Origin of the sequence: Pseudomonas sp. A34-9 (assembly GCF_029543085.1) — a bacterium.
GTDB lineage: Bacteria > Pseudomonadota > Gammaproteobacteria > Pseudomonadales > Pseudomonadaceae > Aquipseudomonas.
In genome coordinates, this window is the sequence record NZ_CP119967.1 from 2,506,922 (window position 1) to 2,527,011 (window position 20,090).

17 protein-coding genes and 1 pseudogene are annotated in these 20,090 nt (G+C 60.0%); 7 read left to right on the forward strand and 11 right to left on the reverse strand.

What is annotated here, in order from left to right; translation table 11 throughout:
- Positions 1–7: 7 nt before the first annotated feature.
- From P3G59_RS11255 to P3G59_RS11300, 10 genes are read right to left on the reverse strand one after another with little or no spacing between them, the layout of a single operon-like run.
- The gene (locus tag P3G59_RS11255) at positions 8–1,144 is read right to left on the reverse strand and encodes a glycosyltransferase (protein WP_277761578.1); all 1,137 of its coding nucleotides are present in this window, start codon (positions 1,142–1,144) and stop codon (positions 8–10) included.
- Positions 1,137–2,105, reverse strand: coding sequence for a glycosyltransferase (locus P3G59_RS11260; protein WP_277761579.1), 969 nt, complete (start codon positions 2,103–2,105; stop codon positions 1,137–1,139). Before P3G59_RS11260 ends, P3G59_RS11255 begins: the two co-directional genes overlap by 8 nt.
- Positions 2,102–3,475, reverse strand: coding sequence for an O-antigen ligase family protein (locus P3G59_RS11265; RefSeq protein ID WP_277761580.1), 1,374 nt, complete (start codon positions 3,473–3,475; stop codon positions 2,102–2,104). The genes P3G59_RS11260 and P3G59_RS11265 overlap by 4 nt, the downstream gene beginning before the upstream one ends.
- The gene (locus P3G59_RS11270; RefSeq protein ID WP_277761581.1) at positions 3,472–4,563 is read right to left on the reverse strand and encodes a glycosyltransferase family 4 protein; all 1,092 of its coding nucleotides are present in this window, start codon (positions 4,561–4,563) and stop codon (positions 3,472–3,474) included. Before P3G59_RS11270 ends, P3G59_RS11265 begins: the two co-directional genes overlap by 4 nt.
- Positions 4,560–6,152 (reverse strand): Wzz/FepE/Etk N-terminal domain-containing protein, encoded by a 1,593-nt coding sequence (locus P3G59_RS11275; RefSeq protein ID WP_277761582.1) that lies wholly within the window; start codon positions 6,150–6,152, stop codon positions 4,560–4,562. The genes P3G59_RS11270 and P3G59_RS11275 overlap by 4 nt, the downstream gene beginning before the upstream one ends.
- A gap of 16 nt (positions 6,153–6,168) precedes the next feature.
- On the reverse strand, positions 6,169–7,194 hold the full coding sequence (locus P3G59_RS11280) for a polysaccharide biosynthesis/export family protein (RefSeq protein ID WP_277761583.1): 1,026 nt from the start codon (positions 7,192–7,194) through the stop codon (positions 6,169–6,171).
- A gap of 21 nt (positions 7,195–7,215) precedes the next feature.
- Positions 7,216–7,863, reverse strand: a complete 648-nt coding sequence (locus tag P3G59_RS11285; RefSeq protein ID WP_277761584.1) for a CpsD/CapB family tyrosine-protein kinase — start codon at positions 7,861–7,863, stop codon at positions 7,216–7,218.
- The gene (locus tag P3G59_RS11290) at positions 7,863–8,609 is read right to left on the reverse strand and encodes a sugar transferase (RefSeq protein ID WP_277761585.1); all 747 of its coding nucleotides are present in this window, start codon (positions 8,607–8,609) and stop codon (positions 7,863–7,865) included. The genes P3G59_RS11285 and P3G59_RS11290 overlap by 1 nt, the downstream gene beginning before the upstream one ends.
- 18 nt (positions 8,610–8,627) lie before the next feature.
- Positions 8,628–9,665 carry an NAD-dependent epimerase gene (locus tag P3G59_RS11295; protein ID WP_277761586.1) on the reverse strand — a complete coding sequence of 346 codons (1,038 nt, stop codon included), beginning with the start codon at positions 9,663–9,665 and terminating at the stop codon, positions 8,628–8,630.
- A complete protein-coding gene (locus tag P3G59_RS11300; RefSeq protein ID WP_277761587.1) occupies positions 9,662–11,014 on the reverse strand; it encodes a UDP-glucose/GDP-mannose dehydrogenase family protein in 1,353 nt (450 codons plus the stop codon). The genes P3G59_RS11295 and P3G59_RS11300 overlap by 4 nt, the downstream gene beginning before the upstream one ends.
- A 392-nt stretch (positions 11,015–11,406) precedes the next feature.
- On the opposite strand from P3G59_RS11300, the gene P3G59_RS11305 reads away from it, so the two are divergent.
- From P3G59_RS11305 to P3G59_RS11335, 7 genes and pseudogenes are all read left to right on the forward strand, one after another.
- Positions 11,407–13,104: a sulfatase-like hydrolase/transferase gene (locus P3G59_RS11305; protein WP_277761588.1), complete on the forward strand. Its 1,698-nt coding sequence runs from the start codon at positions 11,407–11,409 to the stop codon at positions 13,102–13,104.
- Between the two features lie 174 nt (positions 13,105–13,278).
- Complete coding sequence (locus P3G59_RS11310; protein ID WP_277761589.1) at positions 13,279–13,932, forward strand: ABC transporter ATP-binding protein; 654 nt, start codon at positions 13,279–13,281, stop codon at positions 13,930–13,932.
- On the forward strand, positions 13,929–16,400 hold the full coding sequence (locus tag P3G59_RS11315; RefSeq protein ID WP_277761590.1) for an FtsX-like permease family protein: 2,472 nt from the start codon (positions 13,929–13,931) through the stop codon (positions 16,398–16,400). The genes P3G59_RS11310 and P3G59_RS11315 overlap by 4 nt, the downstream gene beginning before the upstream one ends.
- Entirely contained in the window at positions 16,390–17,457 is a 1,068-nt protein-coding gene (locus P3G59_RS11320; protein WP_277761591.1) for a lipocalin-like domain-containing protein, read from the forward strand. Before P3G59_RS11315 ends, P3G59_RS11320 begins: the two co-directional genes overlap by 11 nt.
- A 166-nt stretch (positions 17,458–17,623) precedes the next feature.
- A complete protein-coding gene (locus P3G59_RS11325) occupies positions 17,624–17,866 on the forward strand; it encodes a hypothetical protein (RefSeq protein ID WP_277761592.1) in 243 nt (80 codons plus the stop codon).
- Between the two features lie 10 nt (positions 17,867–17,876).
- Positions 17,877–18,074 (forward strand): hypothetical protein, encoded by a 198-nt coding sequence (locus tag P3G59_RS11330; protein WP_277761593.1) that lies wholly within the window; start codon positions 17,877–17,879, stop codon positions 18,072–18,074.
- A gap of 85 nt (positions 18,075–18,159) precedes the next feature.
- Positions 18,160–18,745: pseudogene (locus P3G59_RS11335) on the forward strand (hypothetical protein).
- Between the two features lie 330 nt (positions 18,746–19,075).
- Here P3G59_RS11335 and P3G59_RS11340 read toward each other — a convergent pair.
- Entirely contained in the window at positions 19,076–19,903 is an 828-nt protein-coding gene (locus P3G59_RS11340) for a glycosyltransferase (RefSeq protein WP_277761594.1), read from the reverse strand.
- Between the last annotated feature and the right edge of the window lie 187 nt (positions 19,904–20,090).

Genomic DNA, 20,090 nt, shown 5'->3' on the forward strand with positions numbered 1-20,090 from the left:
GGTCCTCTTAACGGTTCTGTTCAGGATTCCACTGGGCATACCGCTGACCGCGCAGGAACTGCCACAGGCCAAGACTCATCCCGGCGAGGGTGACCAGCAGAAACGCGGCGAGGCGGAAGGGTTTCGGCAAGCGGTGTTGCGAATCCAGCAGCCCGGCAATCGCCACGGCATAGCCGAACAGTTGCGCGATCAGGGCCAGGCGATAAAAGCCGTGGTCTTCCCACAGCCAGAAGTTGCTCAGCAGCAGCGGCAGCAACAGGATCGGGGCGAGACGGCGGATCAGTTTGTGGCTGATCAAGGCAATCGAATACAGGCCATATTTCAGCGGATTAAGCAGTTCGCGACGCTGGGCGAGGCTTTGCAGACCACCAACGGTAACGCGCTGCCGACGACGGAATTGCTTGTCCGCCTCATCCACGCCGTGGTCGATCACTTGCGCTTCCGGCACGTAAACGATGCGTTTGTGCGCGACCGGCGCGCAGGTGCTGATAAAGAAATCATCGTTGACCTCAGCCGGAACTTTCTGGAACAACTCGCGGCGCAGGGCGAGCAGGGCGCCGTCGGCGGAGACCATGCAACCGGTGCGGTTCTCGACTCGGCGCAACCAGCCCTCGTAATGCCGATAGAGGCTGTCACCCACGCTCAAGCCGCCGCCGGTGACCGGAATCACCATGTGCCCGGCACAGCCGCCGACGTTGGGATCATTCAGCGGTGCGAGCAGATAACCGAGGGTTTCGCGTGACCATTGGTTGTCGGCGTCGGTGAACACCAGAATGTCGCCGGTGCTCAGCGCCACGCCGGCATTCAGCGTCGCGGCTTTGCCTTGGCGCGGCAGGTCAAGCACCGTGATGCGCGGGTCGACCACCTTGTGCGCGCAGGCCACGGTGTCATCGGTCGAGCCGTCGCTGGCGAGGATGATCTGCAGCGTCGCCGGCTGATAATCCTGAGCCAGCAACGTGCGCAACTTGTGCTCGATGTGCCGCGCCTCGTTGTGCGCGGCAATCACGATGCTGACATTCAGCGGCGGTGCCGGCGTGTGGCGCCAGGCCGGGAACAGCGGCGCCAGAATCGTCAGCAGCAGCGGGTAGCCGACATAGGCGTAGACCGGCAGCAACAGGCACATCCAGAAAATGAACTCAGCCACGGGCAGGCCTCCTGGCGTTCCAATGACACAAACTCAAAATGAACGCGGCGCCGGCCAGGTGCAGGCGCACCCAATGCAGGCCCCACAGTTGCAGGGTCAGACCAATATTGCGGTGCTTGACGCTTTGACGCAGGCTGAGGACCAGCGCCGGCAGGCTGGTCAGCGCAACCATGACGGCCGCGTGATGGGGGAAGCCATCGAGCAGCGCCGAAATCGCCAGAAAATCCAGCAACCACACCAGCAGCGACAGCATCGGGAAACGCAGCAGGCGCAGGCTGAACCCGTGGGTGCGCAGCAATTGCAGATGACTGCCCTGACGCCACAACTCCTTGCCCATCCACTCGCGCCAGTTCATTTCATAACCCCAGTGCAGGGCGACGTTGTCGTTGATCGACAGCAGCCGCGCGCCCTGTTCGTGCAGGCGCAAGGTGAACTCCTTGTCTTCGCCAGTGCGCAGGCTTTCGTTGAAACCACCGACCTTGTCGAACCAGCGACGGCGCATCAGCAGGTTGGCACTGGGCAGCCAGTCCACCGGGTGGGAGGTTTGCGAAGACACGCGCAACGTGCGTTTTTGCCAAGCGCTGGCGTACCACGGTGCTTCGGCGGGGGTGTGCAGATCAAGGCCGAAAACATCGGCCTGAGCGCTGGCCTCGATGTCGAACAGCGGCTGGAGCCAGTTCTCCGGCATTTCAACGTCGGCGTCGATGAACGCCAGCCATTCACCGCTGGCGATCGCCGTGCCGCGATTGCGCAGCGCGCCGATCAACAGCCCCGGCAGCACCAGCACCTGCGCGCCGAACTGGCGGGCAATCTGCGGGCCCTGATCGGTCGAGCCGTTGTCGACCACGATCAGTTCGCACTCGACACTGGCCGCGTGCGCGGCCTTTTGTGCGGCGAGCAAGGTGCGGCCAATGTGCCGGGCCTCGTTGAACATCGGGATGACGATGCTGATGCGGCTCATGCCTTGGCCTCCGTGGTCAGGGGTGCCTGTTCGGCTTTCAAGCGCAGGACGCTGGTCATGGCGAGCATGATCCACACGTATTTCTGGTTCGGTGCGCTGAGGAACATCAGAAACAGCGTCAGCGACAGGAAGCTCACACCGAGGTGGGTCATCATGTCGGCCTGATGCCAGTCGCGGCGCAGCATCCACGCGGCACGGGCGCGAATCAGGTTGTACAGGCCGAGGCCGAGCATGCCGACGAACAACAGGCCGGCGGGCACGCCCAGTTCACTGAAGATTTCCAGGTAGGTGTTGTGCGCGCGGCGATACAGATCGCCGATCTTGCGGTTGGCCGAAAACGCCTTGGCGTAACCGGTGGTCGCGTAGTGCAGCGGGAAGGTGCCGGGGCCGGAACCGAGCAGCGGGTTCTCGCGGATCATCTGGCTGCCGACCACGATGTACGAGGCGCGGCGGCCGAGGGATTCGTCATCGTGGCCTTTGGCCCCGGCGCTCAACACGCTCAGCGATTGAATCCGCGCGAGGTAACCGGCCGGCATCGCGTAGATCGCCAACGGAATCACGATGGCCGCGCCGAGCATGGCAAAGCCCAGATGCCGAGGACGAATCAGCGTCAGTTGCGTGCGGTAATGCCAGCAGCCGATCAACAGGCTCAAGGCCAATACCACCAGACCTGAGCGCGATTCGGTTTTGGTCATGCCGCCGAGTAACAGCAAGCAGCAACCGCCCCAGAACAAGCGGTGCAGCAGGTTGGGGCTGCGGATCACCAGCAACAGGCCCATCGGCACGGCAAAAGCGATCAGCAGGGCGAACGCGTTAGGGTCTTCGAGCAGTCCAGCGGCGCGGCCCTGGTCCTGGAATTTGGTCGAGAACATCGCCATCGCACAGGTGGTGCTGACGGCGAGAGTGACCAGGCGCGCGAACAGGTCGAGGTTCAGCTCACGGCCGATCAACAGGGTGATGACAAACAGAATCAGACCGACGCTGAGTTCACGCAAATGGCCGAGCGACATGCCCATGTCATCGGTATTGAGCAGGCTCAGAAAGTACAGGACCATGAACCACACGAGGAAGCGCCAGATGTTGCTGCGCAGGCGCTCCGACGGAATCTGATGCAAGGCCAGTTGCAGCATCAGGATCACCGCCAGCGAGGCACCGATCAGCTTGCTCCCGGACAGCATGCCGTCCTTGAAAAAGCCCTCGAAAGGCACCAGCGCGGCAATCCCGAGCAGGCCCCAGGTCGGCTTGCGGTACAGCACCGCAAAACCCACCAGGCCCAGCACCGCCCCCGGCGCCAGAAACGGATAAGGGCTGGCCAGCAAACCGATGCAGACCAGAGCGAGCAGACTGACGATCGAGAGCGGGAAAATCATGCGCGTGCCTCCCGTGCCGTGCGGATGTACAGCTGCGACCAGCGTTCGGCCAGAGCCTTGAGGTCGTAGCGATCCTGTTGCGTGCGTTTTGCGTTGTCGCGCAGTTGCCGGGCCAGTTTTGGCTCGCTCAGCAAGGTGTCGAGCTGGCGGGTCAGATCAGCGCAGTCGGTCGGTGTGGCGAGTAACCCGTTGTGCCGGTGTTCCAGCACATCGGGGATCCCGCCGACGCCGAACGCCACCACCGGCACCCCGGCCTGCATGGCTTCGAGCAAAATCATCGGGGTGCCTTCGGTGCGCGAGCTGATCACCAATGCATCGAGCTGCTGCCACCACGGTTGCATGGCGATCTGGTAACCGGGCAAACGAATCCGCTGCTGCAAACCGGCGCTGTCGATCCGCGCCTGCAACGCCTCACGTTCCGGGCCATCGCCGAGCATCACCGCGTCCAGTTGCGGATGCTGATGACACAGCGGAATCAAGGCATCGAGAAACAGGTCCGGGCCTTTCTCGCTGCTCAACCGGCCGACGTAACCGGCCAGCCAGCGTTGCCGATCCGCATCCGGCACCAGCGCCGCAGCGGCTGGCAGACCGTTGGGGATCACCTGCAACTTCTCCGCCCGGACACTGGCCTGACGGTGCAGCACAGCGATGCTTTCCGCCACGCAGACCACCCGATCCACCGACGCGGTGCGGCACAGTTGCAGGCTCAGCCAGGTGTAGAACTTTTGCTTGCGACTGCGTGGCGTGAAGCCGTGCTGGGTGATCACCAGCGGCAGGCGCAACAGCGTTGCGCCAACCCAACCGAACAACAGCCCTTTGAAATTGTGCGTGTTGATCAACGGCTTCTCACTGCGACGCTGACGCAAATGCCCAAGCAATTCGCCAAGTCCGGCACAGCCGCGACAGTCCACACCAGCCTCGCGAAAGCGCGCGAGCAGTGCTGGCGGCGCGTCGAGAAACAGCACCTGATGCTGCCCCGGCGTCGCCAGACAATGATCCAGCAACATGCGCTCGGCCCCATAGAAACCGCCGCTGCTGAGCAAATGAATGATCGGCAGCGCGGCAACCGGGGAGGACGCGGTGCTCAATTACGCACCCAGTGCAGGAAGCTTGGCACCGTCCAGTTCTTGTGCGGATTGCTTGGCAGCGTGTTCTGGTCGTTGATCACCAACAGCACCGGTACGCCCAGCTCGTGGCTGATCTGCGCCGGGTGTTTGAAGCGGTGATCGAAGAACTCACGCACGTAGACCAGGGCAATCGCCAGCAGCAACCCGGTGAACAAGCCGAACGGAATGATCAGGCCCGGTTTCGGGAACGCTGCTTCGGTCGGTTCGAACGGCGGGCTGAGCACCCGGGCGTTGGACAGATCGTCGTTGAGCGCGCCGGTGGTGCTGCTTTCGGCAAACCGCTGGGCGTAGGTCGAGAACGCGGCGTGCAGCGCATCGATTTCGGTGTCCATCTGCCGCAGCTTGCTTTGCGTCTGCTGCAACTCGTGAATGCGGTTCTTGAACTCGGCGATGCGCGCGGTTTTCTGATCGATCACCTGCTTGACCACCGCCAGATCGTTGGTGCGTTCCTGAATGCGGTTGCTCACCACTTTGAGGAATTGCTGACGGGTGCGGGCAATCTGCTCGCGGGTCAGCAGCATCGGTTCGCTGCCGGGCTGGAACACCGCCAGGTCATTCATGTAGCGGCTGACCTGGGTAGTGAGTTGCTCGCCCATCTGTTTGATTTCCCGATCCTCGAACGCCACGTTGTCGACGGTGGTGGTGAAGGTGTAGGGGAAGGTGTAGTCGTTGAGCTTGTTATTGCTGGCGGCGGCCAGCGCGGTTTTCAGGTATTCGAGCCAGCGCTGGCTCTGCAACAGGCGGTCCTGATACAGGTTCAGGGCTTGCTCTTCGGTGTTGATGGCATTGAGGCGGAAGGTGATTTCTTCCTTCGGATCCGACGAGCCGACACTTTCCAGCAAGGCTTGGCGATTGCCTTCCAGGCCATCGAGACGCACTTGATACAGGTGCTTCTTCGACTCGTAGAAGGATTGCGGCAAGTCAATCGATTGCAGCGCCTGACGACTCACCAGATAGTTTTGCAGCAGGGCCGAAACAAACGTCGTGCCTTGGTGCGGATCGGGGAAGCTGTAGACGATCGAGATCACGTTCGAGCCGGGCAGGGTCTCGATTTTCAGCTTGTCGATGGCTTCTTGCGTCAACGCATCAAGTGCGGTGTCACGCACTGGGTCGGTTTCCAGCCCGAGCATGTTGCGCACCGGGTTGATCACGTACTGGCGCAGCGGCGAACTGACATAGCGTTTGAACGGCTCGGCCACCAGTTTGCTGAAAATGCCCGGCGAAGGTGTGTATTCACCCTTGTCGCGCAGTTCGCTGATGGTCTGGCGGATCAGCGCCGGCGAACGGAGGATGTTGGCTTCCGTTTCCATGTCCGCCAGCGACGGCGGAATAAACGTGGCGTTGTCCACGGTGAGCGACGTGGTGGCGTCACCCTGAGAGAGTTTTTTCGACTGCACGATGACCTGCGCGGTGATATCGAAGCTCTGTTTGAGCACCAGCGGCAGGAGCAGGGCGATGACTGCAAAGATCAGGAAGACGCGCTTCACCAGTTGCTTGTTGGCGAAGAAGATCCTGAAGAACTCATGCAGGTAGTTTTCCTTTGGATTCATGTCGGTCACCTGAGAGTCAGTTGTTGTTACTGTCTTTGTTGTCGACGCGGTAGCCGAAGCTGAACCCGACGCCCTGGAACAGCACCACGTCGGCCAGTTGGCGGGCGAGTTCGCCGGCGCTGGCCAGTTTGGTTTTCGGCACGTAAAGCATGTCGTCCGGTTGCAGATACGCGATCTGCGAAGCATCACCCGACAGTGCTTTCTCGACGTCGTAACGCACCGCCTGCACCTGATTGCCGTTGCGGCGCATGATCACCACCGAATCCAGCCGTGCCTTGACGTTGGTGCCACGGGCCAGGGTCAGCGCTTCAAGCACCGAGACTGGCCGGCGGATCGGGTAGGAACCCGGTTGGCCGACTTCGCCGAGCACGTAGATTTCGTTGCCGGCAGTGGATTTCAACAGCACGTCGACGGTCATGCGGCCGGGCAGTTGCGCGTATTTTTTGTTGAGGAAGGTTTCCAGTTGATTGACGGTCATGCCTTGCAGCGGCACGGCGCCGATTTCCGGGAAACTCGCGTAGCCGTCGGTGCCGACGGTGATCTCGCGGCTCATGCCGGTGGCGGGGTGATTCAGCGCGCTTTTCAGGTTCTGCTCATTGGTCAGCGGGCTGATGATCTGCACGGTCAACTGATTGCGGTTGGGCTGGAACAGTTGCTTGCGCTGATAGGCGCGCTGGATTTCTTCACGCGCCTGATCGCTGGTCAGCCCGGCGATTTTCACCGAGGTGTTGGCGCCCGGCAGTTCAATGGTGCCGTCCGGCAGCACCAGTTGATTGCCGTTGAGCTGGCTGGCAGCGGTGAAGTTCAGGCCGATCTGGTCACCCGACTGCACGCGGTAAGCGTCCGAGCCACTGGTGCTGATGTGGAAGATCACATCCAGCACATCCTGCGGGCGCAGGGTCTGCTCGATCTTCGGCATATCGGTGGCCTGGGCGTTGGCCGGGGTGGCGGTGAGAATGTTCACCGGCATGTTCTGGGTTTCGGAGTTGCTGGAGCAGCCTGCAAGCGGCAGCATCAGCAGCACAAGAATCTTGGCGTTCATGGCGTCATCCTTCGCGTTCGCTTAGAGGTTTTTGTAAAGCCATTTGGGCATGTAGTACTTGCGCCGGTTGAACACGCTGCCGACCACTTTTGCCCCGGCCTGGGTCAGGCGTTGCACGGCCGCCTGGGCGACTTCCCAGCGGGTGTCTTCGGCGCGCACGACAAACACCACGCCATCGACCTGAGTGCTGATCACCAGGGTGTCGGCGGCGGAGTACACCGCGTCGCCGTCGATCACCACGAAGCGGTACTGGCTGCCCAACTGGTCGAGCAACGGGCCCAGGCGCTCGGCGGTCAGGTGTTCCATGGTGCGGATCGGCCGGCCGTTGGGCAGCACGTGGAACGGCAGGCTCGAAACCTGCACCACGCAGTCCTGCAGCAGCGGCGGGTTGTCGGGGTTGAACAGCAAGTCGCGCAGGCCGCGCTCCTTGCTCAGGTTCAACTGCTGCGTGAGGTTGCTCGCCGACTGGCTGGCGTCGACCAGCAACACCTGGCCGCTGCTCATTTGCGCCAGTTGGCTGGCCAGCGCCAGGGCGCTGGTGGTGGTGCCGGCGCCGGGGTTGGCGGCGGTCAGGAACAGGATCCGCAGATCGAGATCCAGCACGGTCGAAGTCAGGTTCGATTCGCTGGGGTTGGCAATGCTCAGGCTTTTGTTGGTTGAACCGTCCATTAGCTTGCTCCGTGGCCGCTGAATACTTTGAAGGGGGTTTTCAACAGAATCTTCAGATCAAGCAAAAGGCTCTGCTCGGCGATGTAGCTGAGGTCCAACTCAACGCGCTGGTCGAAGTCGATATTGCTGCGCCCGGAGATCTGCCACAGGCCGGTCATGCCGGGGTAGATCGCCAGACGGGCGAGGTGACTGTCCTTGTAGCGATAAGCGTTGAACGAGGTCGGACGCGGGCCGACCAGGCGCATGTCGCCGGTCACTACATTGATCAGGTTGGGCAATTCATCGAGGCTGGTGCGCCGCAGAAAACCGCCGATGCCGGTGATGCGTGGGTCCTGGTCAATCTTGAAGTCGATAGCGTCGGCACCGTGTTTGTTCAGGTGACGCAGCGACTCTTTCAATTCTTCGGCGTTAGCGACCATGGTGCGAAATTTGTACATGCCGAATTTGCGGCCGCGATAGCCGGTGCGTTTTTGCACGAACATCACCGGGCCTTTGCTGGTGAACTTGATGATCAGCGCGAGGCCCAGCAGCAGTGGTGAAATCAGCACCAGAATCATCAGCGCGCCGAGGCAGGCGACCACCCGATTGGTACGTGACAACTGCCATGGGCGACCGCCATCGCGCCCTGTGAACCAGCCGCGTCCCTGGCGGTGAATCGCCGCGTCGAGACGCATCCGGTGTTCGGGGTCAACGCGCTTGTCGCGGCGCATTTGTTGGATCGGTACACCTTTTTCATGTCCAGTCATGGAGTCCTCCGCTGATGTTCAGCCGCGAGCGGCGCGTGGGCGATAGGCAGTGGGGTAGTAGTCGCGGAACCAGGTGATGAAACGTCCAAGTCCCTCATCCAGCTCGATCCGGGGCTGAAACCCGGTGGCCTGGGCCAGGTCGCCGGCCTCGGCGCAGGTGTTGAGCACATCGCCCGGTTGCAGCGGCAGCAGCTCGACAATGGCTTTCTGGCCGAGGTGTTTTTCCATCAACGCCAGATAGGTTTTCAGCTCGACCGGATGCTGCCCGCCGATGTTGAACAGCCGCCACGGCGCCATGCTGCTGGCCGGATCGGGCTGCTCGCGATCCCATTGCGGATCGGCGTGCGGCGGGCACTCGGTGAGGCGGGCAATGCTTTCGATGATGTCGTCGATGTAGGTGAAGTCGCGCTGGTGCTCGCCGTAGTTGAACAGCTTCAACGGCTCGCCTTCGCTGATCGCCCGGGCGAACTGGATCGGCGACATGTCCGGCCGGCCCCACGGCCCGTACACGGTGAAAAAGCGCAGACCGGTGCAAGGAATGCCGAACAAGTGGCTGTAGCTGTGCGCCATCAGTTCATTGGCTTTCTTGGTCGCGGCGTACAGCGACAGCGGGTGATTGACGCCGTCCTTCACCGAGTACGGTGTGTGCTGGTTGGCGCCGTACACCGAACTCGACGAGGCGTAAATCAAGTGTTCGACCGGGTGATGCCGGCAACTCTCGAGAATGTTGAGAAACCCGTCGAGGTTGCTGTCCAGATAAGCGCGTGGATTTTCCAGCGAGTAACGCACCCCGGCCTGCGCCGCCAGGTGGATCACCACTTGCGGGCGTTCGCGGACAAACAGCGCTTCGATGGCCGAGGCATCGGCCAGGTCAACCGTGGCGAGCTGGAAATCGCCGACCTGCTCGCGCACCCATTGCACGCGGTCGTGCTTGAGTTGCGGGTCGTAGTAGGCGTTGAAATTGTCCAGGCCGACCACCGAGTGCCCGTCGCGCATCAGCCGTAACACGCAATGGGCACCAATGAAACCGGCCGCACCGGTGACCAGCACCTTCATGGCCGCAGTCCTTCGGGGGCGATGTGGCGCAGGCCGATGCCGCTGTAATGCAGGCCGGCGGCGGCCACTTGTTCCGGGTTGTAGAGGTTGCGCCCGTCGATGATCACTTTCGAACGCAGCTTGTCGGCGAGCAGCTCGAAATCGACCACACGGAAGTTTTTCCATTCGGTGCAGATCACCAGGGCGTCGGCGTCTTCGAGGGTGTCGTCGCGGGTGGCGCACAGGTGCAGATCGTTGCGGTAACCGTAGAGGCGCCGGCATTCGGACATGGCTTCCGGATCGTAGGCCTGTACGCTGGCGCCTTCGGCCCAGAGTGCATCCATCAAGTAACGGCTGGGGGCTTCGCGCATGTCATCGGTGTTCGGTTTGAACGCCAGGCCCCACACCGCAATGGACTTGCCGGCAAGGCCCTGGGGGAACTGCGCTTTCAGTTTGCTGAAGAGGATGTGCCGCTGGCTGTCGTTGACGTCGGTGACGCTGCGCAGCAGTTTCAGTGGCATGCCGTTGTGTTCGGCGGTGTGCAGCAGGGCGCGCAGGTCCTTGGGAAAGCACGAGCCACCGAAGCCGCAGCCCGGATAGATGAAGTGGTAGCCGATGCGCGGATCAGAGCCGATGCCTTTACGCACAGCTTCGATGTCCGCCCCCAGCAGCTCGGTGAGGTTGGCCAGTTCGTTCATGAAGCTGATGCGCGTGGCGAGCATCGCGTTGGCGGCGTACTTGGTCAGTTCGGCGCTGCGGTTGTCCATGAACATCAGTTTTTCGTGGTTGCGGCAGAACGGCGCGTACAGCTCGCTCATCTGCTCGCGGGCTTCGTCATCGCGAGTGCCGACAATGATTCGGTCCGGGCGCATGCAGTCGGCGAGGGCGCTGCCTTCCTTGAGGAATTCCGGGTTGGAGACCACGCGTACGGTCAGACTGGTCTTGTCGCGGCGCTGCAATTCGCTGTTGGCGGTGGCCAGCACCTGATCCGCCGTGCCGACCGGCACCGTGGATTTGATGATCAGCGTGCGATCGGCTTCCATGTGCGAGGCGATCTGCCGGGCAACATTGAGCACGTGGCTCAGGTCCGCAGAGCCATCCTCATCGGCTGGTGTGCCGACGGCGATGAAGATCAGCTCGGCATGCTCGACCGCATCGCTGGCCTGGGTGCTGAACAGCAGACGGCCGGCCTTGATGTTCTCCTCAAGTGTGCTGGACAAACCTGGCTCGCTAATTGGCGGCACCGCTTGTTGCAGTTGTTTAATCTTGTTCGGGTCAATATCCACGCATAAAACGCGATGCCCGACATCTGCAAGTGCGGCGGCTTGTATTAATCCAACATAGCCCGTGCCAAATACGCTCACGTCCATCTGCGCACCCTCGATAGAGCGAAAAGAAGAAGTTCAAAATGAGACTGTCAAAAGGGGTATAGCGCAGGGTTTGAAAAGCGTGTCAGCAAAATGACATGTTGCACCTGTATAACAACCCCCATTTTTGGGGCGATTGGCCATCAAGTGCTTGCTATTGCTGGATTTGTCCCGTGCTTGACGCTCTTTTCACATTTCGAAGAAAACGATGGACGGTCGAACGCCGCGAATTTAAAGGCTTTCAGCAACTTGAGTGTGTCAGATTTGAGTCATCGGTTTTTTGACGCTTTGCAAGAAAGTCAGCCATTTCTTGCGCTTTGATGGCCGGGTGCTAGTGTCAGATTTTGACCGACAAACTCTTGACCCTTTACGGTTTCTGCGCGACCGGAATAGCCATGTTTCGATATCTGAAAGAACTGCTTTTAGTTATTTATTTGCTGCTTTATTCCGAATATTACATAGATCGGTTAAACGCTATCGGCGTCGGTTTTGCTGTACTTCTTTTTGGCGCGATGTTTTTGGCGCTTACTTTAGCGTTATATCTAACGGCGTATATACGACAGGCACTCATTCGGCATGGGTTCGCATTGGCGATGTTTGTCTCGGCAGTATTTTTCGACGTCTACACCCGGGTCACCGCGGATTACCTGAGCTATAGCAGCTTCGTGTCGCTGGTGTATTCCGGCGGCTTCATTCAGGAGGCGGCGTACCAGTACCGAGACGCGATCCTGCAGGGCGCCCTCAGTGGTTTGCTGTTGTTGTTCGGCATCGGTCTGAAGCCACGCCATGGTCTGGCGATTCCCAACGCGTTGCGTGTGGCGGCGCCGCTGTGTGGCGTGCTGCTGCTCAGTGCCGTGCTGTTCTTGCGTGCGGGAGAGGGCGCTCGTGGCTTGCCGATCATGTACACGCCGCTGGCCTACCTCAACCTGTTTACCTATGAAGCACTGCACAACACGGTCGGGCCACGTGAGCCGGTGACGCTGGCGCGTGCTTCAGAAGCGGTCGGCCATGACATCGTGCTGATCATCGACGAAAGCATTTCCGGCAATTACCTCGATATCAACGCGCCGTTCGGTGTGCACAGTAACCTCAAACAAGCGCCTCCCGGCGTCAACATCTTCAATTACGGCTACGCCGCGTCCATCGCCAATTGCAGCGCCGACACCAACGTGACCCTGCGCTACGGCGGCACCCGCGCCGACTACATGCGCATCAACAGCACGTTGCCGTCGATCTGGCAGTACGCGAAAAAGGCCGGGCTGCGCACCGTGTACATCGACGCCCAGCGTACCGGCGGCAACCTGCAGAACCTGATGACCGATACCGAGAAGAAGGACATTGACGCGTTCGTGCAATTCGACCAGACCAGCGTGCGCGATCGCGACATGGCGGCAGCGGCGAAGCTCATCGAATTGCTCAACGATGGCAAACCGGAGCTGGTGGTGATCAACAAGGTCGGCGCGCATTTTCCGGTGCACGACAAATACCCGGATGCGTTCATGGCGTACCGCCCGACCTTGCCGCGCGGGCAGTTCACCGAGGTGGCCGATACTGGCGAACGCACCGGTTTCAATGGCCAGCCGGATGATTGGGTGCTGTATCGCAATGCCTACAAGAACACCGTGTTGTGGAACGTCGGCGAGTTCTTTGCGCGGGTGTTCGCCCAGGCCAATCTGAACAATGCGCTGCTGATCTATACGTCTGATCATGGCCAGGATTTACATGAGCGTGGTAATCCGGGGTTGAACACGCATTGCGGTGGCGATCCGGTGGAAGAAGAAGGGTTGGTGCCGCTGGTGGTGATTTCCGGCAGTGAACTGAAGACGCTGGATTGGCCGGCGCAGTTGGCGAATAACAAGGATCGTTCCAGTCACTACAACATCTTCCCGACGCTGCTGCAGTTGATGGGCTATGACCTGGCGGGGATCGAGGCTGTCTATGGCAAGCCACTGAGTGTCGCGACGGCAGATGAGTTCACCTTCAACTACCGCTTCAATGCGCGGTTGGGGGCCAAGCCTGAGTGGAAGCATATTGATCTGGGCAGCATTGTCACGCCGGCGCAGGCGCCGACGAGTGTGGCGGCGGGGCAGTAATTTTTGAGTTGGCTGGGCTGACGCTTTCGCGAGCAGGCTCGCTCCCCTATTTGAAATGCGATCAACTTGTGGGAGCGAGCTTGCTCGCGAAGGGGCCGGCCGATTCAACGCGCAATTCAAGTCTGTCATCGCCATCCGCTATCCTTGCCCCACACTGACCCATCAGGTGGCGGCATGCTCCAGATTGAAAACGTCTGCAAAAGTTACCTCACCCCCCAAGGCCCATTGCCGGTGCTGCAAGGCGTCGACTTGACGCTCAAGGCTGGCAGCAGCCTGGCGCTGATGGGCGAATCCGGCAGCGGCAAAAGCACCTTGCTGCACCTGGTGGCCGGTCTCGACAAGATCGACAGCGGCAGCATTCGCAGCGGTGAGCATCGGCTGGAGGCAATGAACGAGGCGCAACTGGCGAATTGGCGACGCAGCGAAATCGGCCTGGTGTTCCAGCAATTCAACCTGATCGGCAGCTTGCGCGTCGAAGACAATCTGGCCTTTCAGGCGCGGCTGGCCGGGCGCCATGAGCCGCGTTGGCAGGCGCATCTGGTGCAGCGTCTGGGCCTCGGCGATTTGCTCAAGCGTTATCCCGAGCAACTTTCCGGTGGTCAGCAGCAGCGGGTCGCTTTGGGCCGGGCGCTGGCCTCGCAGCCGAAATTGCTACTGGCCGATGAACCCACCGGCAGCCTCGACGAAGCCACCAGTGACGAAGTGCTGCGCTTGTTGCTGGAATTGCTCGATGACACGCCGACCACATTGTTGATGGTCACCCACAGCCCGCGAGTCGCGGCCCGATTGGCGCAGCGAGTGGTGTTGTCCAGTGGACGGCTGACGTGATCGTCTTTCAGCAAACGCTACGCGCGCTGCTCAGCCATTGGCGGCGTCACCCGGTGCAGTTTTTCAGTGTGCTGACCGGGTTGTGGCTGGCGACCAGTCTGTTGACTGGCGTCGAAGCGCTGAACAGTCAGGCGCGTGACAGCTACGCACGGGCCAGTCAGTTGATTGGCGGCGAACCGCAGGCCAGCCTCAGTACGCCGAACGGTGCAACATTCGCGCAGCAATGGTTCGTGGATCTGCGCCGACAGGGCTGGCCGGTGTCGCCGCTGTTGCAGGGCCGGTTGCTGCTCAAGGGCTTTGAAAATCAGCGGTTGCAACTCCTGGGCATTGAGCCGGTGTCGCTCCCTGCCGATTCGGCGGTGGCCGGGCAGGCGTTGCCGATTGAGCGTGTCGTCGAGTTTTTCACGCCGCCGGGGATTACCTGGATTTCACCGGAAACTCTGCAAGCGCTGGATCTTCGCGAAGGCGACACGCCGCAAACGGCTAATGGTCTGCGATTGCCGCCGTTGCTCGCGCAAAAGGACATGGCGCCCGGCCTGTTGCTGGTGGACATCGGCGTCGCGCAAACCCTGCTGGAACAACCCGGGCAATTGTCGCGGCTGTTGCTACCCAAGGATTTTCACGCCGAGTTGCCCGCCGCGTTCAAAGGTCAGTTGCAGCTCAAGAGCAGCAGCGAGGAAAACAATCTGGCGCGACTGACCGAAAGCTTTCACCTCAATCTCGATGCGCTGGGATTTCTTTCGTTTGTGGTCGGCTTGTTCATTGTCCACGCCGCCATCGGCCTTGCTCTGGAACAACGGCGCGGCTTGTTGCGTACGCTGCGCGCTTGCGGGGTCAGCGCGCGAATGCTGATTTTTTGCTTGATCGTCGAACTGGGTGTGCTGGCGCTGATCGGCGGATTGTTCGGTGTGATCAGCGGCTATTGGCTGGCGAGTGTCTTGCTGCCAGATGTCGCCGCCAGCCTGCGCGGGTTGTACGGGGCGGAAGTGGCGGGGCAGCTGCGCCTCAGCCCCTGGTGGTGGTTCAGCGGCATCGGCTTGAGCTTGCTCGGCGCGTTGCTTGCCGGGGCTAACAGTCTGTTGCGCGCCGCCCGTTTGCCGCTGTTGGCCGTGGCGGATCCGCAAGCCTGGCATCAGCAATATGCGCGCTGGTTGCGCCGTCAGGGCTGGCTGGCAGCGGTGTTGGGGTTGCTTGCGTTGGTGGCGTTGATCTGGGGCGACAGTCTGGCCAGTGGTTTTGTCCTCATGGCCGGGTTGCTGATCGGCGCCGCATTGGCGCTGCCTGTATTGCTCAGCGCGCTGTTGAATCAATTGCTCGGGCGTAGTCGTTCGGTGTTGGGGCAGTGGTTTCTCGCCGATTGCCGTCAGCAATTGCCGGCATTGAGTCTGGCGCTGATGGCGTTGCTCCTGGCGCTCGCCGCCAACATCGGCGCCGGCAGCATGACCGCCGGTTTTCGCCAGACCTTCAACGACTGGCTCGAACAACGCCTGAGTGCCGAGTTGTATATCAATCCGAGCAATCCGGCACAGTCGCGGGAAATGTACAGCTGGCTAAAGCAGCAGCCGAACATTGCGGCGATTCTGCCCAACTGGCAGGTCGCGGTCACATTGCAGGGCTGGCCGGCAGAGGTGTTCGGCATCATTGATCACGCGCACTATCGTCAGCACTGGCCGCTGCTCGATGTGACGGGCGGCGACCCGTGGGCGCATCTGGCCACGGATGATGCGGTAATGCTCAGCGAGCAAATCGCCCGGCGCCTGAAATTGCATGTGGGTGAACACGTGGCGATTGCGACACCCAACGGCACGTGGTCGCCGCGCATCGTTGGCATCTACGCCGATTACGGCAATCCCAAGGGGCACTTGCTGGTCAGCATCCAACACCTGCTGCGCGGCTGGCCGCAACTGACGCCGAACCGTTTCAATCTGCGTATTGACCCGCAGAATATCCCGGGATTTTTAACTGCATTGCAGACGCGTTTCCAACTCGATGACAGCCGCATCGTCGATCAGGCGCGGCTCAAGGGCTGGTCGGTGCAGGTTTTCGAACGCACGTTTGCGGCGACGGCGGCGTTGAACAGTTTGACGCTGGCGGTGGCGGGCGTGGCGCTGTTCATCAGCCTGCTCACGCAAAGTCAAAGTCGCCTCGGTCAGCTCGCACCGCTGTGGGCGCTGGGCGTGACGCGCCGGCAGTTGATGCTGCTTAATCTGGGGCAAACATGGCTGCTGGCGTTGCTGACATTGGTATTGGCGTTGCCACTGGGGATCGCGTTGGCGTGGTGTCTGGACGCGGTAATCAATGTGCAGGCGTTTGGCTGGCGACTGCCGTTGCGGGTGTTTCCGTGGCAATTGCTGCAGTTGATGGGGTTGGCGTTGTTGGCGACGTTGCTGGCTTCGGCATGGCCGTTGTATTCGCTCTATCGCACGCAACCGGCGGACCTGTTGAGGACGTTTGCCCATGAGGATTAGCCTCGTTGTGCTGGTGTTTTTGCTGCTGCTTGGTGGTTGCGAAAAGTCCACGCCTGAGCAGAAGGGCTTCGCCGGGATGGGCAATCAGGCGTTGGCGTTTACGCCGGTAGTGCCGGGCCGGGTGTTCAGTTTTCCGGCGGATCACGCTGCGCATGAGGGTTTTCGCATTGAGTGGTGGTACGTCACCGCCAATCTCAAGGATCAGCAGGGCAACCACTTCGGCGTGCAATGGACCTTGTTTCGCAGCGCATTGAAACCCGTGGCGGAGCAGGCGGGGTGGGGCAATCAGACGATCTGGCTGGGGCACGCGGCGGTGACGTCCAGCACGGTGCATCACGCCGCCGAACGTTACGCCCGAGGCGGGGTGGGGCAGGCGGGTGTGCGGCTGGCGCCGTTCGAGGCGTGGATTGATGATTGGCGGTTCGCCAGTCAGGCGCAGGATCCCTTGAGTGACCTGCAACTCAGCGCTCGTGACAAGGACTTCGCCTATCAACTGCACCTCACCTCCAGTCGTCCGTTGGTGTTGCAGGGCGACAAGGGTTTCAGCCAGAAATCCGAAGAAGGCCAGGCGTCGTATTACTACAGTCAGCCGTTTTTCCAGGCCAGTGGTACGTTGCAGATTGACGGCCAGTGCTACACCGTCAGTGGCCCGGCATGGCTTGATCGCGAATGGAGCAGCCAGCCGCTGACCGCCCATCAAACCGGTTGGGACTGGTTCTCCCTGCACCTGGACAGCGGCGAACACGTGATGCTCTATCGCATGCGCCAGAAGGACGGCGCGCCGTATCTCACCGGCACCTGGATCGCTGCCGACGGCCAGACGCAAACCCTGAGTAGCTCGCAGATCCAGCTGACCCCGCAAGACATCGCAAAAGTGGCCGGCCGGGCGATGCCGGTGAAATGGTCGATCAGCATCCCCGACAAACACCTCGACATCACCCTCGACGCGCTCAACCCCAACGCCTGGATGAACCTGCGCATCCCTTACTGGGAAGGTCCGGTGCACATCAGCGGCAGTCATCCCGGCCAGGGCTATCTGGAAATGACCGGGTACTGAACGGTCTCCGCAAATCCCTGTAGGAGCTGCCGAAGGCTGCGATCTTTTGATGTTGGTTTTAAAAGCAACCTCAACAGATCGCAGCCTTCGGCAGCTCCTACAATGGATCGGTTTGAACTCGGCTTGCTGTGTTGTCCTCTACAGAGAAACCTGTCGAGGATTTGCCATGAGCGACGACCTGCCCCCCCCGGACATGACCACCTGGCAACGTCTGTTCGACGACGAAAGCTACTGGCAGCAATCTCCTGACGCGCATTACCTCGACCTCCAGCGCATCGCCGACGACCTGCTCGGCCAGGGCGCCATCGACCTTGAGCAATGGCAGATCCTGCGCGCCAAGGCCGACGACCTGCACAAGGATTCCCTCGCCATCAACGTCACCCGTGAACTCGACGACCCCGAAGCCTGAGGACTGCCCCATGAAACCTATCACCCAAGGCGAACACCCCGACGAACCCCGGCCACCGGGCGAAACCGAGCGCGACAACGACGCCCTGCGCCCCACCGACCCGAAACAGCGGGAAAACACTGGCAAAGGCACGCCCAGCGGCGAATCCACCGCGCAGGACCTCGCAAAACAACAGACCTCCTCGACACCAACCAAAGCCAAGCCCTGAACAGCGTCTATGCTCAGTGGCACATTCGGCGTCGGTTGCACATTGGCGCCGGGTGCTGCCATTCATCACAGGGAAAGTATTGCTTATGAAGCTCGACGCACTGGCCAAGGCCATCACCCTCGCAACCGTTCTGTCCGCCACCAGCTTCGGCGTCCTGGCTGCCGATATTCCGTTGTCCGCCACTGTTGAAGCGGATCAGGTCACCACCAAAGTAATCTCCGTCGATGCCGCCAAACCATCAGGTTGTGCTCGAAGGTGCCGAAGGTAAGCCGGTTCACGTTCAACTGAGCGACAAGGCGAAAAACCTCGACAATCTCAAGGCCGGCGATCAGGTCAGCATCAAGGTACAGCGTTCTGTCGCCGCTTACCTCGACACCGATGTGGATAAAGGTCTGCCTGGCACTACCGAACGTACCGGTGAGTTGCGTAAGGCCCCGGGCAGCGACAACCCCGGTGGCGAAGCGTACCGTCAGGTTCAGGTGCAACTGAAAATCACCAGAATTGATTTGAAGAAAAATCAGGTGACCCTGCAAAACCCGGCGGGCGTATCGAAAGTTCTCGAGGTGAAAGAGCCTGAAATTCAAGCCAAGCTGAAAGATCTGAAAGAAGGACAGAGCGTTATTGTCACTTACACCGATATCTTAGAAGTGACCAGTCAACACGAAAGTTGAGTTTTAACTCTACAAGGTGACTACTCTTGTACAGTTTTTGTATGAGAGTAGTCATACTATTAGTTCAGCTTGGCGTTTTTGAAAGTCTCGTGAAAGAAATCGTCGATAAATATCTATTAACGTTTTCGTACATAAATTTCATATTCAAGAATGAGGACATATGCGCCAACTTCTATTAAAATCCTTCCCGTTCGCCCAGTGTCAGGGCTCTTTACCGGTGCATGGATTGCCAGGCCATTACACTGGGCGAACACCTCTTCGGAGTAGTTGTATACAATTTCTGCAAACAAAAAGGGCGACTTTATAGTCGCCCTTTTTGTTGGCCGTACATTAAACCGAGGTTTGCGCCTCAGGCTTGCCTTGCTGCCCTTGGAAGCGCTTCAGCGTGGCTTGATACATTTTTGTTCTGCGGTGATTTTCCCCGTAGGTGCCCGCAGCTGCGACGGTTCCTGACTGGATGTGATCCAGATAGCTGAAAATCTTGCGCGGCGACAGAAACTTGATGCCATAGCCCAGGCTGCTCATTCGGTCTTGCAGCGCATAACCCGGTACCTGCTCATCCATGCAGAAGTGCAGGCCCAGGGACTTCATCAAACGCGCATTCCACAATGTGCAGAAACTTTTCAGATGAGTTTCTTTGTAGGGTCTAGGCATTTTCGAGCGCAGGCCCAGACGCACTTTTGCTTTACGGACATAGTGCTTGCAGAAACGCGAAGTTAAACGCCAAGTGTCACGCACAATCCCCCGATTGAGTTGTTCGACACAACCGACTGCGGCCATATCCGGTTTTTTTGTGCATTCGCGCATCATCATTGCAAACACTTCCTTGTCGTAGACAAAGGTATCGGTGTGCAACAGAAACAGATAATCGGTGTCGACTTTTTCCAGCGCCAGATCCAGTGCTTTACCGTGTGCAATATGGCCGGGTTCCTTGCCTGGCGAAGGCCGTTCGATCAAGTTGATCCAGTCGAGCGAGCGCAAGTAATCCACACTGGCATCCGCCGAATCGTTATCCACCACCCACACCGGAATGCGCTGTTCCTGGACATGCTCACGCAAAAGCTCGAGGCACATTCGGGTGATGTCCGGGGTTTTGTAATTTACCAAGACAAGGCTGAAATTCGACGCTGGCTGGGTTGGTAAATCAAACGCTTTCATGTCAGAAGGACTCATCTGCGATACAAGGGCGACAGGGTTTCGTGGCCGCGATCGTAGCGAGGCAACCTTAGTCGAACCTTAATTTGCCGATAGGCTGGCTAGCAGAGTGTGTCGAATTGAGACCGCTGGTCTTATGAAATGCATGAGGTGCTGCCGGTCATTAGCGGATAAAATGCGCACCCCTCTC